This window comes from Clostridium budayi (genome assembly GCF_055396605.1).
On sequence record NZ_AP042456.1, the window covers coordinates 1,334,700 to 1,355,364 of the forward strand.

Annotated in this window: 25 protein-coding genes and 1 pseudogene; 17 read left to right on the top strand and 9 right to left on the bottom strand. The window is 25.8% G+C overall.

The annotated features are described in order from the left end of the window. Nucleotides 1-102 precede the first annotated feature (102 nt). From ACZ5TJ_RS06210 to ACZ5TJ_RS06225, 4 genes are all read right to left on the bottom strand, one after another. On the bottom strand, nt 103-249 hold the full coding sequence (locus tag ACZ5TJ_RS06210; protein ID WP_464202285.1) for a YdeI/OmpD-associated family protein: 147 nt from the start codon (nt 247-249) through the stop codon (nt 103-105). Between the two features lie 240 nt (nt 250-489). Continuing rightward, nucleotides 490-1,185, bottom strand: coding sequence for a DUF4272 domain-containing protein (locus tag ACZ5TJ_RS06215; RefSeq protein ID WP_464202028.1), 696 nt, complete (start codon nt 1,183-1,185; stop codon nt 490-492). Between the two features lie 247 nt (nt 1,186-1,432). Beyond that, nucleotides 1,433-2,410, bottom strand: a complete 978-nt coding sequence (locus ACZ5TJ_RS06220; RefSeq protein ID WP_464202286.1) for a calcium/sodium antiporter — start codon at nt 2,408-2,410, stop codon at nt 1,433-1,435. A gap of 32 nt (nt 2,411-2,442) precedes the next feature. After that, complete coding sequence (locus tag ACZ5TJ_RS06225) at nt 2,443-2,742, bottom strand: metal-sensitive transcriptional regulator (protein ID WP_055206157.1); 300 nt, start codon at nt 2,740-2,742, stop codon at nt 2,443-2,445. Nucleotides 2,743-2,909: 167 nt separating this feature from the next. On the opposite strand from ACZ5TJ_RS06225, the gene abc-f reads away from it, so the two are divergent. Together abc-f and tnpA are read left to right on the top strand one after the other, a co-directional pair. Further along, nucleotides 2,910-4,466, top strand: a complete 1,557-nt coding sequence (gene abc-f / locus ACZ5TJ_RS06230) for a ribosomal protection-like ABC-F family protein (RefSeq protein WP_464202031.1) — start codon at nt 2,910-2,912, stop codon at nt 4,464-4,466. Nucleotides 4,467-4,689: 223 nt separating this feature from the next. Continuing rightward, nucleotides 4,690-5,097, top strand: a pseudogene (gene tnpA, locus ACZ5TJ_RS06235) (IS200/IS605 family transposase). A gap of 696 nt (nt 5,098-5,793) precedes the next feature. On the opposite strand, the gene ACZ5TJ_RS06240 reads toward tnpA, so the two are convergent. Then, nucleotides 5,794-6,165, bottom strand: coding sequence for a hypothetical protein (locus ACZ5TJ_RS06240; RefSeq protein ID WP_464202032.1), 372 nt, complete (start codon nt 6,163-6,165; stop codon nt 5,794-5,796). Nucleotides 6,166-6,321: 156 nt separating this feature from the next. Between ACZ5TJ_RS06240 and ACZ5TJ_RS06245 the strand changes: the two genes are divergently transcribed. The 4 genes from ACZ5TJ_RS06245 (at nt 6,322) to ACZ5TJ_RS06260 (ending at nt 8,019) form a co-directional block, all read left to right on the top strand. Beyond that, nucleotides 6,322-6,858, top strand: a complete 537-nt coding sequence (locus tag ACZ5TJ_RS06245; RefSeq protein WP_464202034.1) for a cysteine hydrolase family protein — start codon at nt 6,322-6,324, stop codon at nt 6,856-6,858. A gap of 134 nt (nt 6,859-6,992) precedes the next feature. After that, complete coding sequence (locus ACZ5TJ_RS06250; RefSeq protein ID WP_464202035.1) at nt 6,993-7,172, top strand: hypothetical protein; 180 nt, start codon at nt 6,993-6,995, stop codon at nt 7,170-7,172. 10 nt (nt 7,173-7,182) lie between these two features. Next, the gene (locus tag ACZ5TJ_RS06255; protein ID WP_464202037.1) at nt 7,183-7,794 is read left to right on the top strand and encodes a class I SAM-dependent DNA methyltransferase; all 612 of its coding nucleotides are present in this window, start codon (nt 7,183-7,185) and stop codon (nt 7,792-7,794) included. Nucleotides 7,795-7,890: 96 nt separating this feature from the next. Then, a complete protein-coding gene (locus ACZ5TJ_RS06260; RefSeq protein WP_276571714.1) occupies nt 7,891-8,019 on the top strand; it encodes a hypothetical protein in 129 nt (42 codons plus the stop codon). A gap of 77 nt (nt 8,020-8,096) precedes the next feature. Here the strand turns inward: ACZ5TJ_RS06260 and ACZ5TJ_RS06265 are convergent, their stop codons facing one another. Then, on the bottom strand, nt 8,097-8,915 hold the full coding sequence (locus ACZ5TJ_RS06265; RefSeq protein WP_464202040.1) for an alpha/beta fold hydrolase: 819 nt from the start codon (nt 8,913-8,915) through the stop codon (nt 8,097-8,099). Nucleotides 8,916-9,057: 142 nt separating this feature from the next. Here ACZ5TJ_RS06265 and ACZ5TJ_RS06270 point away from each other — a divergent pair, with 142 nt between their 5' ends. From ACZ5TJ_RS06270 to amrS, 6 genes are all read left to right on the top strand, one after another. Then, entirely contained in the window at nt 9,058-9,969 is a 912-nt protein-coding gene (locus ACZ5TJ_RS06270; protein WP_464202042.1) for a DUF2935 domain-containing protein, read from the top strand. A 466-nt stretch (nt 9,970-10,435) separates the two neighbouring features. After that, on the top strand, nt 10,436-10,690 hold the full coding sequence (locus ACZ5TJ_RS06275) for a hypothetical protein (RefSeq protein WP_217077758.1): 255 nt from the start codon (nt 10,436-10,438) through the stop codon (nt 10,688-10,690). Nucleotides 10,691-10,692: 2 nt separating this feature from the next. Next, the gene (locus ACZ5TJ_RS06280; protein ID WP_464202044.1) at nt 10,693-11,745 is read left to right on the top strand and encodes a hypothetical protein; all 1,053 of its coding nucleotides are present in this window, start codon (nt 10,693-10,695) and stop codon (nt 11,743-11,745) included. Between the two features lie 91 nt (nt 11,746-11,836). Next, a complete protein-coding gene (locus ACZ5TJ_RS06285) occupies nt 11,837-11,977 on the top strand; it encodes a hypothetical protein (RefSeq protein WP_171991997.1) in 141 nt (46 codons plus the stop codon). A gap of 142 nt (nt 11,978-12,119) precedes the next feature. Further along, the gene (gene amrA / locus ACZ5TJ_RS06290; RefSeq protein ID WP_464202047.1) at nt 12,120-13,517 is read left to right on the top strand and encodes an AmmeMemoRadiSam system protein A; all 1,398 of its coding nucleotides are present in this window, start codon (nt 12,120-12,122) and stop codon (nt 13,515-13,517) included. 2 nt (nt 13,518-13,519) lie between these two features. Beyond that, nucleotides 13,520-14,431, top strand: coding sequence for an AmmeMemoRadiSam system radical SAM enzyme (gene amrS / locus ACZ5TJ_RS06295; protein WP_464202049.1), 912 nt, complete (start codon nt 13,520-13,522; stop codon nt 14,429-14,431). Between the two features lie 35 nt (nt 14,432-14,466). Here the strand turns inward: amrS and ACZ5TJ_RS06300 are convergent, their stop codons facing one another. Together ACZ5TJ_RS06300 and ACZ5TJ_RS06305 are read right to left on the bottom strand one after the other, a co-directional pair. Next, nucleotides 14,467-15,687, bottom strand: a complete 1,221-nt coding sequence (locus ACZ5TJ_RS06300) for a PH domain-containing protein (RefSeq protein WP_464202051.1) — start codon at nt 15,685-15,687, stop codon at nt 14,467-14,469. A 249-nt stretch (nt 15,688-15,936) separates the two neighbouring features. After that, a complete protein-coding gene (locus ACZ5TJ_RS06305; RefSeq protein ID WP_464202053.1) occupies nt 15,937-16,431 on the bottom strand; it encodes a PH domain-containing protein in 495 nt (164 codons plus the stop codon). Nucleotides 16,432-16,558: 127 nt separating this feature from the next. Here ACZ5TJ_RS06305 and ACZ5TJ_RS06310 point away from each other — a divergent pair, with 127 nt between their 5' ends. The 4 genes from ACZ5TJ_RS06310 (at nt 16,559) to ACZ5TJ_RS06325 (ending at nt 19,258) form a co-directional block, all read left to right on the top strand. Beyond that, the gene (locus ACZ5TJ_RS06310; RefSeq protein ID WP_464202055.1) at nt 16,559-17,308 is read left to right on the top strand and encodes an AzlC family ABC transporter permease; all 750 of its coding nucleotides are present in this window, start codon (nt 16,559-16,561) and stop codon (nt 17,306-17,308) included. Nucleotides 17,309-17,311: 3 nt separating this feature from the next. Further along, a complete protein-coding gene (locus ACZ5TJ_RS06315; RefSeq protein ID WP_077229033.1) occupies nt 17,312-17,611 on the top strand; it encodes an AzlD domain-containing protein in 300 nt (99 codons plus the stop codon). Between the two features lie 49 nt (nt 17,612-17,660). Next, nucleotides 17,661-18,527, top strand: coding sequence for a hypothetical protein (locus ACZ5TJ_RS06320; protein ID WP_464202058.1), 867 nt, complete (start codon nt 17,661-17,663; stop codon nt 18,525-18,527). A gap of 65 nt (nt 18,528-18,592) precedes the next feature. Then, nucleotides 18,593-19,258, top strand: a complete 666-nt coding sequence (locus tag ACZ5TJ_RS06325) for a peptidylprolyl isomerase (RefSeq protein WP_464202287.1) — start codon at nt 18,593-18,595, stop codon at nt 19,256-19,258. 26 nt (nt 19,259-19,284) lie between these two features. On the opposite strand, the gene ACZ5TJ_RS06330 is transcribed toward ACZ5TJ_RS06325, so the two are convergent. Next, on the bottom strand, nt 19,285-19,680 hold the full coding sequence (locus ACZ5TJ_RS06330; RefSeq protein ID WP_464202289.1) for a (deoxy)nucleoside triphosphate pyrophosphohydrolase: 396 nt from the start codon (nt 19,678-19,680) through the stop codon (nt 19,285-19,287). A gap of 310 nt (nt 19,681-19,990) precedes the next feature. On the opposite strand from ACZ5TJ_RS06330, the gene ACZ5TJ_RS06335 reads away from it, so the two are divergent. Then, nucleotides 19,991-20,581: a manganese efflux pump MntP gene (locus ACZ5TJ_RS06335; RefSeq protein ID WP_464202060.1), complete on the top strand. Its 591-nt coding sequence runs from the start codon at nt 19,991-19,993 to the stop codon at nt 20,579-20,581. Nucleotides 20,582-20,665 lie beyond the last annotated feature (84 nt).

Consider the following 20,665-nt stretch of genomic DNA (forward strand, 5'->3'; position numbering starts at 1 on the left):
TTTAATGCGGTTAAATATTATTTTACAACATTTTTTAATATTTTTAAAGTTTTTCTTAAATCCATAAATAAAAATAGGGAAACTAAAGATATATTGTAATTCTTATAATTTCTTCTTATTAGTTAACTTTTCTATTGATTTAATTATATGATTATTTCTAGTAACATCTTTTTTTTCTGACGTTATATAATTTATATATTTTTTCTGACAAGAGAAGGAAAGTGTATTAAAAAAATCATTTGCTGAAATATTCTTTTGTAGTTTATTTTAAAACTTTTGCATTCTTAAATTCCTTCAATTAAAAAGGCAACTATCATTCATTGATAATTGCCTGTGCTTAAATTTTTGCAAAAGAAAAGACAATCAATTTCTTAATCGAAATCAACTGTCTTTCATGTTCAATATTCAATTTTCATAGTGATATAATGTGGTTTCCTACAAAATTGGATTTTTCTCTCTTTCTTCTTGATAAACTCCAATTTGTATTGCTTATGTATCTAAAGAAATATCATCCCAATCATATTCCTTTGATATAACCCATTCAAGACCTTTTCTTCTTTCCCAAACTATTTCTCCGTCAAGATTACCAATATTGGTGTTGGGGTTTATTCTTTTTTCTACACAAGCCCAATGATAGCGATAATACAAATCTAACATATCTAAAATATCTTCAATATTTCTAATTTTACATTTTCCTTTAAAATCTTCAAAACTACTGCAATCTTCAACAAGTGCAATAGCTTTCTTACAATCACAAATATCATTTGCAGCTTTAATATCATCAATCAATCCCAATACCCACACTAAACTCCAATATGCTTCGTAATTCCAAACAATATCTGCTGTATCTTGTTTATTATATTTATTATTAAATAATCTTTTTTCTTTTCTTAATAAATTATTTTCAACATCATATTTTTTTAATAATTCAGAAAAATGCTTTTTGGCTTCATCATAATTGTTTTCACTTTCAATTTCAAAAACAAATTGAATTGATAACAAACAGGCAATGGCTCTTTTACATATTGTATCTATATCTTTTAATTTAACAGCATCACTAGATTCAATCACTGGTAAATTTTCACAATAAACAATTCCCGTTTTTTTGATATATTTATTATTTTTTTCTCTTCTTTTTTCTGGCAATTTATTTTTATTTCTTCCAAATATATCTAATATACCCATAATAAAACTTACCTCAAAAAAATTCTAATTTATTCATTTTATAGAAATAATTATATCATGGATAGACATTGGAGTCACTTCTTTTTGCTTTGGTAAGGATACTTATTTTTACATCATAGAAAAAACACTATATTTTTATACGAAAATCATTTTAAGGCAGTCTTTATAAGGATTTTCGTAGTTTTTATGCTATTTTTATTTTAAAAAAGACTTTTTCATTAGCCATGAAAAAGTCTTTAAATATTATTTAATTTCTAATTATTATGTATGATAAATAAACAACATAAAGTAATACTAATAAGGTTCCTTCACCTCTACTTAATTTTTTTATATCATTTCCTCTATTTAAATAAATTAAAAAGCCAATTACAACTGTAGAGAATAATAAAAACATTAAATCTATAGAAAGATTTCCAGTAACAACTATTGGATTTATAGTAGAAGATAAGCCAAGTATCAATAATATATTAAATATATTAGAGCCTAGCACATTACCGATTGCAATTTCTGTTTCTCCTTTAAGAGCTGCAACTATTGATGTTACAAGTTCAGGAAGGGAAGTTCCAACAGCAACGATTGTAAGCCCAACTAATTTTTCACTCATTCCAATTGAATAAGCTATTTTAGTAGCTCCATTTACAACAAGGTTACCACCAAGTATTATTCCGATAATTCCTATTATAATTTTAAATACATTAGGCCAAATTTTAATTTTATCTAGTTCTTCTTTAGAACTTTCTTTAGTATTTTCATCTTTATTACTTTTTGATGCACTCTTTATTAAAATTATTGTATAAACTATACAAATTAATAATAATAAAATTCCTTCTATTCTAGTTAAGATTCCATCATTACCACTTACAGTTATTCCAAATGCCAATATATATATAAGGCATACAATTATTAAGTTAAAGAAAAAATCTCTTTTAATTAACTTTTTATTTATAATAAGTGGCATAGTTATTGCAGTTCCGCCAAGAACAACTAAAGTATTAAATATATTAGATCCAAGGACATTACCAATTGCAATTCCATTGTTACCTTGAAGAGCCGATATTGAACTTACTGCAAGCTCTGGGGCACTTGTTCCAAGAGATACAATAGTTAATCCAACAATAACTGATGGTATTCCAATTTTCTTTGCAATACTAGAAGAACTACCTACAAAAAGATCAGCTCCTTTTATCAAAAAAGTAAAACCAACAATTAAAAAAATAACATTTATAAAATAACTCATTTAGTATCTCTCCTTTAACTCTATTTTACAAAGCTATTTATTTTTTTTACTAGTAATTGAATTTTCTTTTCTTCTTCTGTACCAGCTTCAAAACCTAAACAGTTTATTGCATAATTTTCTATTATAAGACCACCAACATTATTAATAGCAGATCTTATAGCGGATACTTGAACTAATACATCACCACAGCAAGAGTTCTTTTCCATCATTTTTTGGATTCCTTTAACTTGACCTTCTATTCTCTTTAGTCTGTTCATAATATCCTTTCTAAGTTTTTCATTATGCTCATCAAAGCTTAATAGTTCATCATTATTTTCCATTAATTAAACATCCTCCTTATACCTCCAGGTGGTATATATTCATTATTTTATTTTAACCTATTTTATGAATTTTTAAAAGACATTAATATTGTACACTTTTACTTTACAAATTATAATAATATGAATAAACTTATTTGTAGAAATGATTTTTAAGGAGGACATAATTTTTGAGTATAGTTACTGTTAAAGATATGAACCACGGCTTTGGAGATAGAGCGATTTTTGAAGATGTTTCTTTTAGATTACTTAAAGGGGAACACGTTGGATTAATTGGTGCAAATGGAGAAGGTAAATCTACCTTTATGAATATAATTACTGGAAAGCTTATGCCAGATGAAGGAAAAGTTATTTGGTCAAACAATGTTAGAGTAGGATATATGGACCAACATGCTGCATTAACTAAAGGAACTTCAATTAGAGATGCTTTAAGAGATGCATTTAAGTACCTATTTGATATGGAACAAGAAATGAATGGTCTTTATGAAAAAATGGGTGAAATGACAGAAGACGAAATGAATAAAGCATTAGAAAGAACTGCTGTTATTCAAGATATGCTTGATAATAATGGATTCTACTTAATAGATGCAAAGGTTGATGAAGTTGCAAAAGGTCTTGGACTTTTAGATCTTGGTCTTGATAGAGATGTTGATGATTTATCAGGTGGACAAAGAACAAAGATTCTTTTAGGTAAGCTTCTTTTACAAAACCCTGATATTTTACTTCTAGATGAGCCTACGAACTACTTAGATGAAGAACATATAGAATGGCTTAAGAGATATCTACAAAGCTATGAAAATGCATTTATTCTTATATCTCATGATATTCCTTTCTTAAATGATGTAGTTAACTTAATTTATCATGTTGAAGAAAGAAAGCTTACAAGATATGTTGGAGACTATTATGAATTTAAGAGAAAGTATGATGAAAATAAGAAGAGATTAGAAGCTGCTTATGAAAAGCAACAAAAAGAAATTGCAAGACTTGAAGATTTCGTAGCTAGAAATAAAGCTAATGTTGCAACAACAGGTATGGCAAAATCAAGACAAAAGAAACTTGATAAGATGGAAAGAATAGAGCTTACAAAAGAAAAGCCAAAGCCAGAATTTGAATTTAAATATGGAAGAACTTCTGGTAAGGTAATATTTGAAACTGAAGCCTTAGTTATAGGATATGATAAGCCTCTTACAAAACCACTTAACATATCTATGGAAAGAGGACAAAAGGTTGCATTAGTTGGAGCTAATGGTCTTGGAAAGTCAACTCTTTTAAAGAGCTTACTTGGCAAGGTTAAGCCTTTAAGTGGTAAAGTTCATTTAGGAGATTACCAACAAATCGGTTACTTTGAACAAGAAGAGAGAGAAGAAAATAATAACACTTGTATTGAAGAAGTGTGGCAAGAGTTCCCAAGTAAAACTCAATATGAAATAAGATCAGCCCTTGCAAAATGTGGTCTTACAACAAAGCAACTTGAATCTAAGATAAGAGTTTTATCAGGAGGGGAAGCTGCTAAGGTTAGACTTTGTAAGATATTAAATGTTGAAACTAATATACTTATATTCGATGAGCCTACTAACCATTTAGATGTGGATGCTAAGGAAGAGCTTAAGAGAGCTTTAAAGGAATATAAGGGAACAATTCTTTTAGTATCTCACGAACCTGAGTTTTATAGAGATATAGTTACAGAAGTTTGGAACTGTGAAGATTGGACTACTAAAATCGTATAGATATATTAAAAAGAGTTAGTTTAAAAGCTAACTCTTTTTAATTGTATTTGGAAAACCACTTGCTATGCAAGTGTGTTCAGATAAGCTTTAGCGATGTATTACGCAAAAAAACCTCCATTTGTTAAAATAGAATTAGGTTCGCAGCCAAATTCAATAACAAAAGGAGGCATCCATAATGGATAGTAATAGTTTATCACATACAAAATGAAATTGTAAATATCACATAGTTTTTGCGCCAAAATACAGGAGAAAATAGATATATGGAGAAAAGAAAGTTGAGATTGGAAAGATATTAAGACAACTTTGTGAATGGAAGGGTGTTGAGATAATCGAAGCGCATGCTTGCGTTGATCACATACATATGTTGGTTGAGATTCCACCTAAAATTAGTGTATCAAGTTTTGTGGGTTTTCTAAAAGGTAAAAGTAGCTTGATGATTTTTGAGAGATTTTCTAATTTAAAATATAAATATGAAAGCAGGCATTTTTGGTGTAGAGGTTTTTATGTTGATACAGTAGGAAGAAATAAAAAAGCGATTGAAGAATATATAAGAAACCAAGAAAGAGAAGATATGATAGCAGATCAGATAAGTATAAAAGAATATATTGACCCTTTCAAGGGTAGCAAGTAACAGAAAACATGCGGCTGGCGGACCTTTTTAGCGTCTTAAGACGCAATTGCAAGTAAGGTGCCCTTATAGGGCTTAGGAAATACCACCAGCTAAGCTGGTGGATTTTTATTGTAAAATTAAGATTTATTAGAAAATATAAGCTATTAGAATATTATTATAGTAAGTATGTTGCTGGGGGGAATATGAGTGTGTGAAACTATATATAGGTTGCATCAGATAAAGAGCGTATTAAATAAACAGATAAAATTAATTAATATTTCTTATGTTGGAATAAAATCAGATAGCAAAAAAATTGGTATACAAACAATTTATAAAAGGTAATTATAAAGAATTAAAACTAATATATTTTAATGATTTAGATAATATATCATTTGATGGTGAGTATAAAAAATTAATTAGAAAATACTATAAATTAAGTAATTTAAATGAATAGTGATGTAATGATATATATAATAAAAATTAACATTAAAAATGGTATATTGAATGTTAAAGGTTCAATAGAATAAAAAGAAGTACTAAAAGTACTTCTTTTTATTCCAGTATATTATCTAGTATTCTGTACATATTTATTATAATTCATTAAATGTAGTATTTCGCCACACAAAGGACAATAAATTAATGTGTAGTATATAAGTTCTCGATTTGACTCGTCTCAGAAGTTTTCAATAAAAAAGACCTAAAAATAATATAAATGTTTTACCAAAGAAAAGTAAATACACCATTTACAAATAAGAATTTCTTATAATTTATCTTACAGTAAGTTTTATCAGTTTTTTTTATGTAAAGTTCTAGTTTATAGCCTTCTTCAATTCTTCTTATAATATTATCACACCAAGAAAAATTCCTATTTTTATAATCTTCATTACTTCTACATAATATAGCTTTACATTCATTCCATCTTATATCATTAAGTAAAAAACCATTATCATCTTTACGTCCTTCTTCTGGCAATAGAGCAATTCTTTTTTCATTATCAAATGGCTTGTACCATTTTGTGTAATTATAATTTCCGCAAATATCTTCTCTTTTTAAATTTTCTTTAACTATTCCATATTTTATATTATCCATATATATCATCCTTTATTATAAATATTTTTGTATAAATTATAACATTTATACAAAAATATTTGAATAAGATTATGGTTAAGTATATTTATTACAAATGAGTTTGGTATAATTATAAATATGTTAGTATGCTATGTAATTGTAATGGGGGAAGGGGTAATGAATAAGAAAGCACTTTTAGTGGTTGATGTCCAAACAGCATTAGTATTAGAAAAACCTTTTGCTGTAGAAGAAGTAATAAGTAATATAAAAAGCTTATTAAAAATATGTAGAGAAAATGATGTAGAGATAATCTATGTGAGGCATAATGGAGAAGTTGGTACTGAGTTAGAACCAAATACAGATGGATGGTCAATATATAATGAAATAAAGCCAATAGGTAATGAAAAAATAATAAATAAGAATTTTAATTCTGCTTTTAGAGAAACAGAATTAAAAGAGTATTTAGATAAAAAGGGGATAAAGGAACTAATATTAACTGGTATGCAAACGGAATATTGTATAGATGCTACGTGTAAAGTTGCATTTGAATATGGATTTAAGGTTATTATTCCAGAAAAAACTAATATGACTTTCAATAATGAGTATATGTCAGCAGAGTTTTTATATAAATATTATAATTTTAATATCTTTGATAGAAGATTTGCTACAGTAGAAAGTATAGAAGATACAATAGAAAGATTGATTAATCTTTAATACTAAGATTTTTTAGGAAAATATTTTTAGAAATTTAGGGGTGAAAAAAGATATATTATATGGAATTACATATAATTAAATATAAATTAATAAGTAATTATTTTATATTATTCTTTACTTTAGGGGGAAGTAGTATGAAAAAGATAAACACAAAAAAGATAGATTTAGGTTTAATTATAATTTTCACAACAATATTACTAAGAAAATTTCTTGAACTACCTGATTTCATTTATGGGTTAGGTATTAGAATCAGTGCTACACTTGTAGTGATTTGGGTTTATGAATTCAGGCATATGAAGAAATCTATTTTTTAGGGGTGGTAATATGTACTTTGATGAAGTAGCAGAAAAATGGGACACTAAAAGAAGAATAGAGCGTGCAAATGTTTTAGCAAACTCTATATCAGACAAAATAAATAAAAAGAATGATTTAATTGCATTAGAAGTAGGGTGTGGAACAGGATTAATAACATTAAATCTTAAAAATAAATTTAGTGAAATTTATTGTATTGATACATCTAAAGAAATGTTATCTATTTTAAAAAGTAAGATTGAAAAACTTAATATAACTAATATATATCTTCGTGGAATTGAATTAATAAATGATAATAATTTTTATGGAAAATTCGATGTTATATATAGTTCAATGGTTTTTCATCATATTATAGACATTAAAGATGAGCTTAGAAATTTATATAACCTTCTTAATAAAGAAGGTTACTTAATAATTATAGATTTAGATGAGGAAGATGGAAGTTTTCATAAAGATGAAAAAGACTTTTGTGGACATAATGGCTTTAAAAGACAATATTTAAAAGATATATTAGAAGAGTGTAATTTTAAAGAAATTACTTTTGAAACAGTATATGAAGGTAAAAAGCAGCTAAGTGATTGTATTAAGGAGTACTCCTTATTCTTGTGTTTAGCAAAGGTATAATTATTATATTTTTATCAACAAAATAACTAAATAAGAAAATTATCTCAAATAAGATGTATAATTTTTATAGGTAGTTTGATTGGAGATGAAGATAAAATGGAAGAAAATAAAAGAATAGAAGAGATAAAATGTGAAGACAAAGAAGAAGATATTAGAAGAAAACAATATATACAAGATAGAGATAATATGAAATTAAAGTATTATAAAAATTTAAATATAAAATAATTAGTTAAAAAGACTATATAGAGATATAAAGTATATCTCTATATAGTCTTTTTAGAATATAAATAGTCTTTTTAGTATTATTCTTCTTCAATAAAGCTTATTAATTCCTTATTAAATTTATCTTTTTCATCATAAAATAAGCCATGACCGCTTTTTTGGAACTTTATAAGTCTAGAATTTTTAATAAGTTTATTTTGTTCTTCAGAAAGCTCAGGTAAAACTACTTTATCATGAACACCTTGAAGAATTAAAGTTTTAACATAAATTCTTCTTAAATCTTCAAATAAACCTTCCTCATCAAGCCAAGTGTTAGCAATAGATGCTGTGGCCCATCCTGCTGCTTCTAATCCTAATTTTAAAAACCATTGTGAAAAAGGTCTGCTTATCTTCTTATAAAAGAATGTTTTACCAAAATCATCTAGCATTTTAGGTCTGTCTTTATATGTTTCTGCTATAATATTTTCAACAACTTCTCTTTTTAATCCATAAGGGAAGTATGGTCTTTTAATAAGGCTAGGAGCTGCAGCTGCACATAGAACAAGCTTTGATACATTATATTCATCATGTCTTGACATATATCTTATAGCAATTGCTCCTCCAGTAGAATGACCAACTAATGTAATATCTTTTAAATTTAAGCTTTCAATAACACATTTAACATCATCAGAAAGCCTATCATAATCATAGCCATCTATTGGTCTACCAGATTTTCCAAAGCCTCTTTGATCAATTCCAATACATCTATATCCTTTTCTTGCAAGGTAATCAAATTGATATTCAAATAGCTCATGGCTTCCAGGCCAACCATGTAAAAATACAATTGTTGTATCTGCCTTTGAATTAAGGTCTTCTACATAAACTTTAACATTTGGTTCAACTTCAACGTAGTATCCCATTGTTTATCTCCATAAATAATAATTTTCTATTATAAATATACTCATATATATATTTATTTGTGAGATTTATTAATAAAAATAATTGAGAACAGAAGCGTTTGTTTAAGAATATAATATAACAAACTTTTTATGGAGGAAAGATATGATAAGTAGTAAAAAATATGTTATTTTGTCTTTAGAATTACATCTATTTTTTGCACGAATTATGAAGGAGCATTCTTTATTTCTAGAGGCAGGATTTACACCTAAGAATAGTAAACTTGCAAAAGAAGCTAATGATTATAAAGAACAATTTGAAAAAATTCTATTAGATGCAGTTAAATTAAGTGGTGGAAGAGTTAGAGAGTCTGTAATAGAATCTGGAGAAATTTTCACAGAATATACGCTAAGCACAGAAAAGAAGACACAATATTATACTGGAATAGACATAAATACAAAGATAACAGAAATGGAGAAAAAATTAGATTGTATAAATGATAAAGATATCGATAGTAGAACTACAAGATCTGTAAGAGAACTTAATAATAGAACAATGAAAGCTCTTAATGGACTTATAGACTTAAAGAGAAGAATTTTAGATGGAATGTTATGTTGTAAACTATTTACAGTAAATTATCCTTTACTTATTGAACATATAATACGTGAAGCTAAATTATATCGTTCATATATAAGCAACCTTGAAATGAATGAGGATATTAATGATGAAGATATCAGAAATACAGAGCTATTTTGGGATAGAATCATGATGGAACATGCTTTATTTATTAGAGGATTACTTGATCCTAGCGAAGAGAAATTAATAGATACTTCAAATGATCTTGCAAATGAGTTTAAGGATTTAATTAAAAAGGCAAAAAATATGACAGATATGACAATGAATGATATTACAAGAGATACTTTGCTTCAAACAGTTAAAATAAGAGATTTTAAGAAAGCTGGAACAGATGGAATAATTAATTGTAAAATAAAATCTATAATATTACCACTTCTAGCTGACCATGTATTAAGAGAAGCAAATCATTATATAAGAATATTAAATAATTATGATGACTAAATATAGAGTATAATATATTACATTAAAAGATAAACATCTACTTATAAAATTGTTTTTATAAGTAGATGTTTGCTATTTTGTTAAAAAATAGTCCTATTTGTAAATTTATTTTTAATGGAATATATAGAAAAATTATAGAAAAGTAAAAATTTAAAAATATATTACTTTTATTTACATTATATAATATAATAACTCTACAATCTTAATTTAGGGGGAAGAGATGTATACATATAATTTTACCAAAACAGATGAAGTTTGTGCTATTTTTAAAAAAGCTAGAAAAAAATTTTTTGCACGGCCTACTTTAGGGGTAGGAATAGGCCTTAATATAATAATATATGTTTTGCTTTGGTATATATTATGTAATTTGAATAATGTTAGTTTAACTATATATTTTCTTATAATTACTATGTATATTTTATTGCAATTATTGTTATATAATATTTATTCTAACAAGATGTCTAATATGGAATTAAAAGAGACAGAAGAAGAAAAAACAATTATTCATATTAATGAAAATGGTATTAAGTATTGCAAAAAAAATTATGAAAAAGATATAACATGGGATGGAATTGAAAAGATTAATATATACAAAGATTATATTTTTATAAAATATAATCTGCTTATTCCAAGTAATATTATTATATTTAAATGCCTTGATGTAGAAAAAGATATAATAGTATCAGAAATAGAAAAATACAAAAAAGTAAGGTGGTGTTAGATTTGAAATTTGAATTTACACCTTCAAAATATCCAAAGAGTCTTAATGAATTTAATAAGTATTTAGCTAAGAGTTTTAATATAGACAAAACTTTTAATATGAGTATTAAAGTTCCTTACATAATAGGTGCTTGTATAGCATTATTAGCATACTTATGTGCAAATTTTGATATATATTTTTATCTTGTTAAATTTATACTTATATTTGGACCACTAATATTTATTATCATATATTTTTTTGAAAAGAAATTTAGTAAGAGAACAGGTACTAAAATTACCAAAATTATTAAAAAGAATATTTGCGACTATAATAGTACTGTTTATATTACAATTGAAAATGATTATTTAATTAAAGAAAACAAATATAGTAAAATAAAAATAAAATTAAATGAAATAGGAAAAATTGAATTACTATATAGATCTGTTATATTATATTCAAAAGATGAAGCTATTTTAATTTTTATACCAAAGCAATGTTTACCAATTAAATTAGAAGAATTTATAAAATTATTTAAGGAAAAAAACAATAATGTTATAATTAATAATTTTGAAAAAACTTATGAAGGATATTTAAAAAAATTACTTATCTCTATAGTTGTAGCTATGACTTTAACTTTAATTCCTAGTTATTTTGTAGGAAAATATATTGATGAAAATAGTTTTAAGAAATATGATTTAAAATTAGAAAATGAATTAGAGAAAGTAGAGTTTGGAGAATCTTTATATGAAAGTAAAAATATTGGGATAAGAATGTATTTACCAATTAGATGGAATGGTAAGTATGGTGTTGAAGAATTAAATGATAGGGTTAATGTATATTATTTACCGAAAGGAATACAGAGTAAGGAAACTACTTTAATGTTTACACTTACAAAACTACAAGATCTTGATGTAAAAGAAGATATGGTAAAGGCTAGATCAGTAGAAAAGGCCAATGGAATATACACATTCTTTACTCCTAAAGTTATAGATACATTAGGAGCAGATAGTTTTGAATATATAGAATATAGTAATATGATACAAGATATAGCAAGAATGTATATTGAAAGTATTTAGATTATTTTAAAATATATAATTAGTGTTATAAGATAATGTATATATAAAGAAAAATATAAGAAGATATACAAAGTGACAAGAGGTGAGTATATTGAGTAAGAAAAAAACAATAAAGTGCCCTATTTGTGGAGAAGAAATGGAAGAGTATGATTATGCATATGACAATAATCAATATGGTAAAAAGTATTATAAATGTGCAGTATGTGGACATAAGACAAATACAATGGATTAAAATTTAATAATAAATAAAAATAGCTTAAGAATGTTGAATCTTGGCTATTTTTTTATAATTTCTTTTTAATACTTAAATAAACTTTAGAGAATAATAAGATTATTAAAAGAATAAAGAAGAGTTTAAGAAAGAGGGAATATAGATGAAAGGTTATTATTTAATGCCACATCCTCCAATTATGATACCTGAAGTTGGAAAAGGCAAAGAGAAAGAAATAATAAATACAATAAATGCTTGCAAGAAAATAGGAGATGAAATATTAGAAAAGGATATTGATACAATAATTATAATAACTCCTCATGGAAACGTATTTAGAGATGCCATATGTATAGCAGATGAGTATAGAATTAAAGTTGATTTAAGTAATTTTGGAGTATTTGATGTTTCTTATGATTTGGAAATAAATAGAAATATTACAAAGAAAATAATAGAAAATAGTAAAAATAATAATATACCAGTTATTGAACTTTCAAAAGAAAGAGAAGATTTATATAATATAAAACTTGAATTAGATCATGGAGCTTTAGTTCCACTTTATTATATTTTAAGTAAGAAGAAGTATAGAATAGTTCACATAACTTATGGAATGCTTACCCCACTTGAATTATATAAATTTGGAATGTGTATAAAAGAAAGCGTTGATGAAAATAATGAAAGAGCAGTAATTATTGCATCAGGGGATTTATCTCATAAGTTAAAGGAAGAAGGACCTTATAAGTTTAGTCCTTATGGTGAAAAATTTGATAAAGAACTTTTAAGCATTTTAGAAAAAGGTGATGTAGAAAAACTATTTAATATGGAAGAAACTTTAATAGTTGAAGCAGCTCAATGTGGATTACCTTCAATATATATACTTATGGGGACCTTAGATGAAAATAAAGTTAAGGGTGATTTATTAAGTTATGAAGGACCTTTTGGAGTTGGATATGGGGTTATGAGATTTAATGCATCTAGTTATGAATCACTTTATAATAAACTAATATGGAATAAGGAAGAAGAACATAGAAAGAAGATGCAAGAGGGAAATCCTTATACAAAACTTGCAAGAAGTAATTTACATAATTACTTTAAAACGGGGATGTCTCTAAGAATGGATGATATTAAAGATGATGTTCTTCTAAAAGAAAGAAGAGGAGTATTTGTATCATTAAAGATAAATGGAATGTTAAGAGGATGTATTGGAACTATTATACCTACAACTGAATGTATAGGAATTGAAATATTAAAAAATTCACTAAGTGCAGCTTTTAATGATCCAAGATTTCCAAAGCTTAGAGAAGAAGAACTTTTAGAATGTAGTATATCAGTAGACATTTTAGATGAAGCAGAAGAATGTAATATGGAAGATTTAGATCCTAAAAACTATGGAGTTATAGTTTCAAGTGGCGGAAAAAAAGGACTTCTTCTTCCAAATTTAGAAGGAATAGATGATAGTGAAGCACAAGTTGAAATAGCTATGCAAAAAGGAAATATATCACCTTTTGAAGAGTATAAGCTTGAAAGATTTAAAGTTACTAGATATAAAGAAGGTGAGGAATAATTTTGAAAAAAGAAGAATTTTATAAAGAAGCACAATTTTATAAAGAAGAAAATGGAATGATAAGATGTAGTTTATGTCCTCATAATTGTTTAATAAAAGAAAATGAAGTAGGACTTTGTAAGGTTCGTAAAGCTATTTCAACATTTGGTGAATTAAAGTTATATACATTGAACTATGGAAACTTAACAAGTGCACAAATTGATCCTATAGAGAAGAAACCTTTAAGTGAATTTTATCCTGGAAGTAAAATATTATCTGTAGGTTCTTTTGGATGTAATTTTACATGTTCTTTTTGTCAAAACTATTCTATATCACAAGAGAGACCACATACTCAAGAAATAACACCAGAAGAATTAGCTAATATTGTATGTACTACAAAAGATAATTTAGGGGTAGCTTTTACTTATAATGAACCTAGTATTTGGTATGAATTCGTTTATGAAACATCAAAGATTATAAAAGAAATGGATAGTAGTAAAAAAGTTGTTATTGTAACAAATGGATATATAAGTGAAGAACCACTGAAAAAATTATTACCTTTTGTTGATGCAATGAATGTTGATTTAAAAGGCGATGATTACTATTATAAAAGGCTTTGCACTGGAAGAATTAGTCCAGTTAAAAATACAATAAAACTTGCAAAAGAATTTGGAGTTCATGTTGAAGTAACAACTTTATTAGTTCCAGGAGAAAATACAAATGATGAGTTTTTAAAAGATTTATCAGAATTTATCGGAGGCATAGATAAAAATATGCCACTTCATTTATCTAGATATTTTCCAAGATATAAAATGGAAAAAGATTTAACTAGTTTAAGTGAGATGAAGGAAGCTTATAAAAATTTAAGCTTAAATTTAAATAATATATATTTAGGAAATTTAAGTGAAGGTGAGAAAAAATATATATTAAATTAAAAAAAGGAGTCTACAAGTAAATTGTAGACTCTTTTTTAGAAAAGTTTATCAACTAATTTATTAAAAGAATTTTCTTTAAAATATCCAAGAGATTGAATAAAATCAAAACTATCTGAGATACATGAGAAGCTTCCAGTTTTAATTTTGAATAAATTCTTTAAGGGACTACTATTAATATTTACAAGTTGAATTTTCTTATATTGTATAGTAGTTATTGAAATATCAAAAGCTCCCTTAGAAAATGTAAATAGGTTATCTCCTATTATCATATTATTATTTTTAAATTTTAAATAACTATAAGCTATTAAGATTAATAGGACAGGAATAAATATGAAGAAGTATTTAGTAACAAGACTTAAAATTATAAATGGAATTAAAATTAATAGTGAATGTAGCAGTTTAATATAAAAAGAGCTTTTTGGAGCATTTATTAATTCCCCGTCATTTTTAAATTCAGGAAGTAAAGTATTTAAAATTATATCTAATTGTTGTTTATTTACACATAAAGAAAGACAAGGTGACTCACTCTCTTCATCAGATAATCCAGCAACCATACCTTGCAAGGAGTACATTTTAAATATTCTGCATAAAAGAGATCTTTTTATAACAATAGCATTTATTTTATTTACTGAAAATGAATATGCTTTTTTATTAAATAATCCGTAGCTAAGGGAAATAATATTATTATTTCTATTTACTTTAAAATCGTAATATTTTAATATTTTTAAAAAGATTGATACACCTTGGAAAATAATTATTACCACTATAAAATATAAAGTATCTAAAAATGGCTCACTAGTTGACTTGTCAAAAATTTCAAGAGTAAATGGAACTAGTGCAATTAAAGTAAAGAATATTGAAAAAGTAGATAAATTAAATACACTATGCTTTATTACATCAATTAAAGTAAAGTCTATTATAGAGTCAGTATTAACTGAACTATTTATCGAAGAATCAGTATCAATTTGATTATCTATTAAAGGATCAGTTGTATCTTTTACTTTTATTTTAGATATTTTAAGCAGTATTAAATCTTGAAGCTCTTTAGCAACTTCCTTTTTTAAAACTATTTTTATATTACTTGTATCAGAAAATAAACTTGAGTTTAAGTCAAACTTCAATGAAGATGTACCAATAAGTCTTTGAAATATACTTTGATTTATATTAACAGAAGCTATATTTTTAAGTGGAAAGTTCTTTTTACACTTAAATATACTATTACGTTCATAAACAAAATCACTATTATCAAGGTACATAAAAGTTTTACGCCATATTAAATAATTTATAAAAATTTTTATTAAAATAATTAATAATAAAATTATGAATATAAATATTCCTTTTGATAGATTAGTAGTTATTAATAAATATATATTTTTTATATTAATTGAATCTATTTCATTAAAAAAGTCTCGGAATATATTTATAAAAAATAATAAAATAATAAATAAAAAGCTAATACTATTTTCGAATATTATTGAAAAGTGCGATCTAAAAGGATTATCCATCTATTCGGCCTCCATTTCGCGATTGATTATAACTAAATTATTTATTTTATTTTTTAAGTTTTCACTTATTTTATCAGCTTCACTTACATTTAGAAAGTTAATTTCAGCATTACTTCCAGCAGTAGATATTGTAACTTTAGAAAGTCCATAAATTCTATTAATTGGTCCTTGTTTTACAGAAATTTGATGTATTCTTTCTATTGGAATAATAGTTTTTTCTATAAATATTGCACCTTCAATTATCTCAATTTTATCATCAGTTATTAGATATCTATATCTCTTATACCTTAAATTTGGCATAAAAAATAAATTAAATAACAAAAGAATTAAACATATAATTATAGGAATATCAATAAATTTTAAGTAGTTAATTGAAATATTATTTTTAATAATAAAACGTAAAGAGATCAAAATAATAGTCATTATAAAAAATAATATTAAAGCAGTTATTCGCATACATTTTTTTGATTTAATGTCTGGTCTAGTATAATTCATATAAAATCCCCCTTTTTTTTATAGTATACCATATATTTTATACCATAAAATTGATTGAATTCAATTAAAAGTAAAAATGTGATAGAATATATATTGTTATAATTATAGAAATTAAAGGAGATAAATTGTGGAAGGTTTAGAAGAAAGGGAAGAGTTAAGTGAAGTTTTAAAGGTTGAAAGTATAAATGATTTTAAAGATGGATTTAAAAAAGGTATACCAATAGCACTTGGTTATATTTCTGTATCTATAACTTTTGGAATGATTGCTGCAAGGGGAGGTATGGACCCTTTAATGGCTGTAATGATTTCAATGACTAATCTTACATCAGCAGGACAGTTTGCAGGAATAGATTTGATTTTTAATAGTGCTACATTTTTTGAAATAGCATTAACTACTTTTATTATAAACATTAGGTATATGCTTATGTCTTTATCATTATCACAAAAGTTTAAAAAAGGTGTAACTAAAAAAGAAAAATATATAGTTGCTTTTGGAGTAACAGATGAAACTTTTACAGTTGCATCCTTAGAAGAAAAAAAGTTAAGTTTTAAATACATGCTTGGACTAATAATACCACCTTACTTTGGATGGGCACTAGGTACATTTATAGGAGCAATTAGTACAAGCTTTATGGGAGAAAAACTTCAAGATTCATTAGGAATAGCTCTATATGGAATGTTTATAGCACTTATAGTTCCTGAAATGAAGAAGAGTAAACCAATATTAATAGTTGTATTAATAGCAGCTTTTATTAGTGCTTTATTTAAGTATGTAAAATTTCTAAATATAATTTCAGAAGGGTTTGTATTAATTATAGCTTCTTTAGTTGCAGCAGTTATTTGTGCAAAATTATTTCCTATAAAAGAGGAGGATTAGGTTATGTATTTAATTATATGTATACTAGTAATGGCTTTAATAACTTATGGAACAAGAGTTTTCCCATTTGTATTTTTAAAAGATAAAATAGAAAGTAGATTTTTAAAATCTGTTCTTTATTATATGCCTTATTCTGTCCTTGGAGCTATGACATTTCCAAGTGTGTTTTATAGTACAGGGAATATGCTTTATTCAAGTATTGGAACTATTGTAGCTTTAACACTCGCTTATTTTGAAAAATCACTAATAGTTGTTGCTGCATGTTCAGTATTTATTGTGTATGTTATGAATTTTATAAATTAAGTTAGAAGTGATACAATGTTTTCATACAAGATAAAGTAGGAGGAATAATATGAAGACAGTAAGAGAACTATATGATGAGTATATAGAAGAATTAAATATGAATAATGAAGTAGGATTAGATTATGAGGATTATTTATATATGTATTCTTTATATTTAAGAAGAAGTGGATATTATGTAAACAGTGAAGATGAAATAAATGAGGCATTAAAAATGCAATATAAATTATCACATTTAGATTTTTATGATATAAGAGAATCAGGCATATATGTATCACCTATGAGAGATGTTCCAATGTTTAATTTAAAGGAATATTTAAGAGAAAGTGATGTAGAACTTGAAAGATTTAATGTTACATCTATTGAAAATGAAAGAGAGTATATAGAGACTGATTGTGGAATAGTAGAATTTAATATAAATAAGGTATTAGAAGAAAGAAGCAATTTAAGAGTTAAAGATGGATACAAAATAGTATTTTATAAAATACAAAATGGATTTGAGGACAAGTATAAAGTATTTGCTTTTAGGGGATACAATATGATACCAATGCCTTCAGAAAATACTGTAGTAGATACTTTCTTTGAAGGTATTGATTTAGAATTTAGTGATGCACTACCTTTTATGGAAGGAATAAGAGGGGAGAATAATCCAAATACTTATATGGAAGCTCTTTTATTATTTAATGAAATAATGGAACTTCAAACTGGAGAAAAAGGGGACATAATGCTATATGGTGAGAATAAATATATGGATAATTCTTTTGCTATAGAAGATCCAAAACTTTATGATACTAGTTTAGGAAAAGTTATAGAATACTACGGATATGTAGAAGGGAATGGAGGATATTCTTTCTCTAGAAATGTTGTAGCATTTAATGAATATAGTTTTGAACCTTTAATATGTAAGGGTTCAATATAAAGATTAAATAGAAATATTTATATAATAAATTTAAGATTAAAAGGAGTAGGGTGCTTATGAAGAGTATGAAAGGGAAACTAAAGTTTATAACTATTTTAGCTATATTTGCTGTACTTTCTATATCTATAGTCGGATGTAGTAATAGTAAATCTAATGAAAAGTCTAAAGGGGATAATACTCCAAAACAGACTGAAGAAAAAATTGATGAAAAAGATCTTCCAGTGGTAACTATTAAAGTTAAGGATTATGGAACTATGAAAGGTGTATTATATCCAAATAAAGCGCCAAATACGGTTAATAATTTTATAGCTTTAGCTAATAGTGGATTTTATGATAATTTAACTTTCCATAGGGTTATTAAAGACTTTATGATTCAAGGTGGAGATCCAGAAGGAAATGGAACTGGTGGTCCTGGATATAGTATTAAAGGTGAATTTTCATCAAATGCATTTGATAATGATTTAAAACATACAGAAGGTGTTTTATCTATGGCTCGTGCTAGAGATAAAGATTCAGGTGGAAGTCAATTTTTTATAATGACAAAGGATTCACCTCATTTAGATGGTGATTATGCATCCTTTGGGAAGATAACAGAAGGACTTGATGTACTTCATAAGATTGAAGATGTTAAAACTGATTCAAATGATAAGCCTTTAAATGAAGTTAAGATTGAGTCTATTAAGGTTGATACTAAAGGAAAAGAATATAAAGAACCAGAAAAAACTAAATAATAACTTAAAAAAGTGTAGAATTTTCTCTACACTTTTTCTATAAGCTTTTTAACAGCTGGCATATCGGCTGGAGCCCATTTTAATGTCTCTAAATTCTCAATAGGTAACCAGATAAGTTTTGAATGTTCATATGCCTTTGGTGTACCAGAAACTATTTTACATCTTGCAGTTATAAGATTTACAATTACATTTTCGTATTCATGAGTGTTATCATTGAATTCTTCAATAAATTCAATATCGCATTTTAATTCTTCTTTTATTTCACGAACAATAGCTTCAGATATAGTTTCTCCTTCTTCAATCTTTCCACCTGGAAATTCCCAAAGGTTCCCTTGAACCATCTTAGGTGAGCGTAGAGCACATAAAATTTCAGATGAATTATTCTCAATTATTGTGCCTACAACCTTAACTTTCTTTTTCAATAGAATCACCTCAGTGTATATTCTATAATAAATTTTATATATTTCAAAACATATAATAAAAATTAAAAATATTTAAATCCTAAATATAGAATTTACATTAAAATTTTGGTATTATATTATACGTATTAGAAAATACTCGTTTGTGTAAGGGAGTAGTTAGCTCATAAATTGAATGAGTTATTAAGTCAACATATTGAATATATTTTAGATTCTGGCTTAATATTAAATAGCGAGACTTATGCGTAGCCTTTTTTGTGCTACGTGTAAGTCTTTTTTTGTGCAAATGAGTAGGGAAGATGGGAGAAATAATATGACATTTGTAGCAATTTTTTTAACTGGAATTGGACTTTCTATGGATGCATTTGCAGTAGCCATAGCTAAAGGAATGACACTTAAGAAAAACTTATTAAAAAATGCAATAAAGATAGGGGCTTTCTTTGGAATATTCCAAGCTTTAATGCCCTTAATTGGATGGTTTTTTGGAAAATATTTTAGTGGATACATAGAATCATTTGCTAATTATATTGCATTTATACTTCTTACTATAATCGGAGGTAAGATGGTTTATGAATCACTTAAGGAAATTAGAGAAGAGAAAAATGAACAGGAAGAGGATATAAAAGAAGTTTCTGTTGATTTAGAAGAAAATGAAGAATTAAAGAGTAAAGATTTAATAATGCTTGCAATAGCAACAAGTATTGATGCATTAGCTGTTGGAGTAAGTTTTGCATTTCTAAATGTTAGTATAATACCTTCAATTATTATAATTGGAATTACAACATTTATTTTATGTGTAATAGCTACTTTAATAGGTAAAAAAATTGGAGGAATACTTCAAAAATATGCCGAAATTATAGGTGGAGTTATACTAATAATTATAGGTATAAAAATGTTATTTTAATAATTGTAGTTTATTTGTTTAAAATGCGTATAGAAATTTGTTCTATACGCATTTTTTGTAATTATTTATTATAAAAAGAATATA

Coding starts and splice junctions, on each gene's coding strand:
- ACZ5TJ_RS06215 (WP_464202028.1), bottom strand. CDS start 1,185: ATGGGTATATTAGATATATTTGGAAGAAATAAAAATAAATTGCCAGAA.
- ACZ5TJ_RS06225 (WP_055206157.1), bottom strand. CDS start 2,742: ATGGAAAATAATGATGAACTATTAAGCTTTGATGAGCATAATGAAAAA.
- ACZ5TJ_RS06240 (WP_464202032.1), bottom strand. CDS start 6,165: ATGGATAATATAAAATATGGAATAGTTAAAGAAAATTTAAAAAGAGAA.
- ACZ5TJ_RS06245 (WP_464202034.1), top strand. CDS start 6,322: ATGAATAAGAAAGCACTTTTAGTGGTTGATGTCCAAACAGCATTAGTA.
- ACZ5TJ_RS06250 (WP_464202035.1), top strand. CDS start 6,993: ATGAAAAAGATAAACACAAAAAAGATAGATTTAGGTTTAATTATAATT.
- ACZ5TJ_RS06255 (WP_464202037.1), top strand. CDS start 7,183: ATGTACTTTGATGAAGTAGCAGAAAAATGGGACACTAAAAGAAGAATA.
- ACZ5TJ_RS06260 (WP_276571714.1), top strand. CDS start 7,891: ATGGAAGAAAATAAAAGAATAGAAGAGATAAAATGTGAAGACAAAGAA.
- ACZ5TJ_RS06265 (WP_464202040.1), bottom strand. CDS start 8,915: ATGGGATACTACGTTGAAGTTGAACCAAATGTTAAAGTTTATGTAGAA.
- ACZ5TJ_RS06270 (WP_464202042.1), top strand. CDS start 9,058: ATGATAAGTAGTAAAAAATATGTTATTTTGTCTTTAGAATTACATCTA.
- ACZ5TJ_RS06275 (WP_217077758.1), top strand. CDS start 10,436: ATGGAATTAAAAGAGACAGAAGAAGAAAAAACAATTATTCATATTAAT.
- amrA (WP_464202047.1), top strand. CDS start 12,120: ATGAAAGGTTATTATTTAATGCCACATCCTCCAATTATGATACCTGAA.
- ACZ5TJ_RS06300 (WP_464202051.1), bottom strand. CDS start 15,687: ATGTACCTTGATAATAGTGATTTTGTTTATGAACGTAATAGTATATTT.
- ACZ5TJ_RS06305 (WP_464202053.1), bottom strand. CDS start 16,431: ATGAATTATACTAGACCAGACATTAAATCAAAAAAATGTATGCGAATA.
- ACZ5TJ_RS06315 (WP_077229033.1), top strand. CDS start 17,312: ATGTATTTAATTATATGTATACTAGTAATGGCTTTAATAACTTATGGA.
- ACZ5TJ_RS06320 (WP_464202058.1), top strand. CDS start 17,661: ATGAAGACAGTAAGAGAACTATATGATGAGTATATAGAAGAATTAAAT.
- ACZ5TJ_RS06325 (WP_464202287.1), top strand. CDS start 18,593: ATGAAAGGGAAACTAAAGTTTATAACTATTTTAGCTATATTTGCTGTA.
- ACZ5TJ_RS06335 (WP_464202060.1), top strand. CDS start 19,991: ATGACATTTGTAGCAATTTTTTTAACTGGAATTGGACTTTCTATGGAT.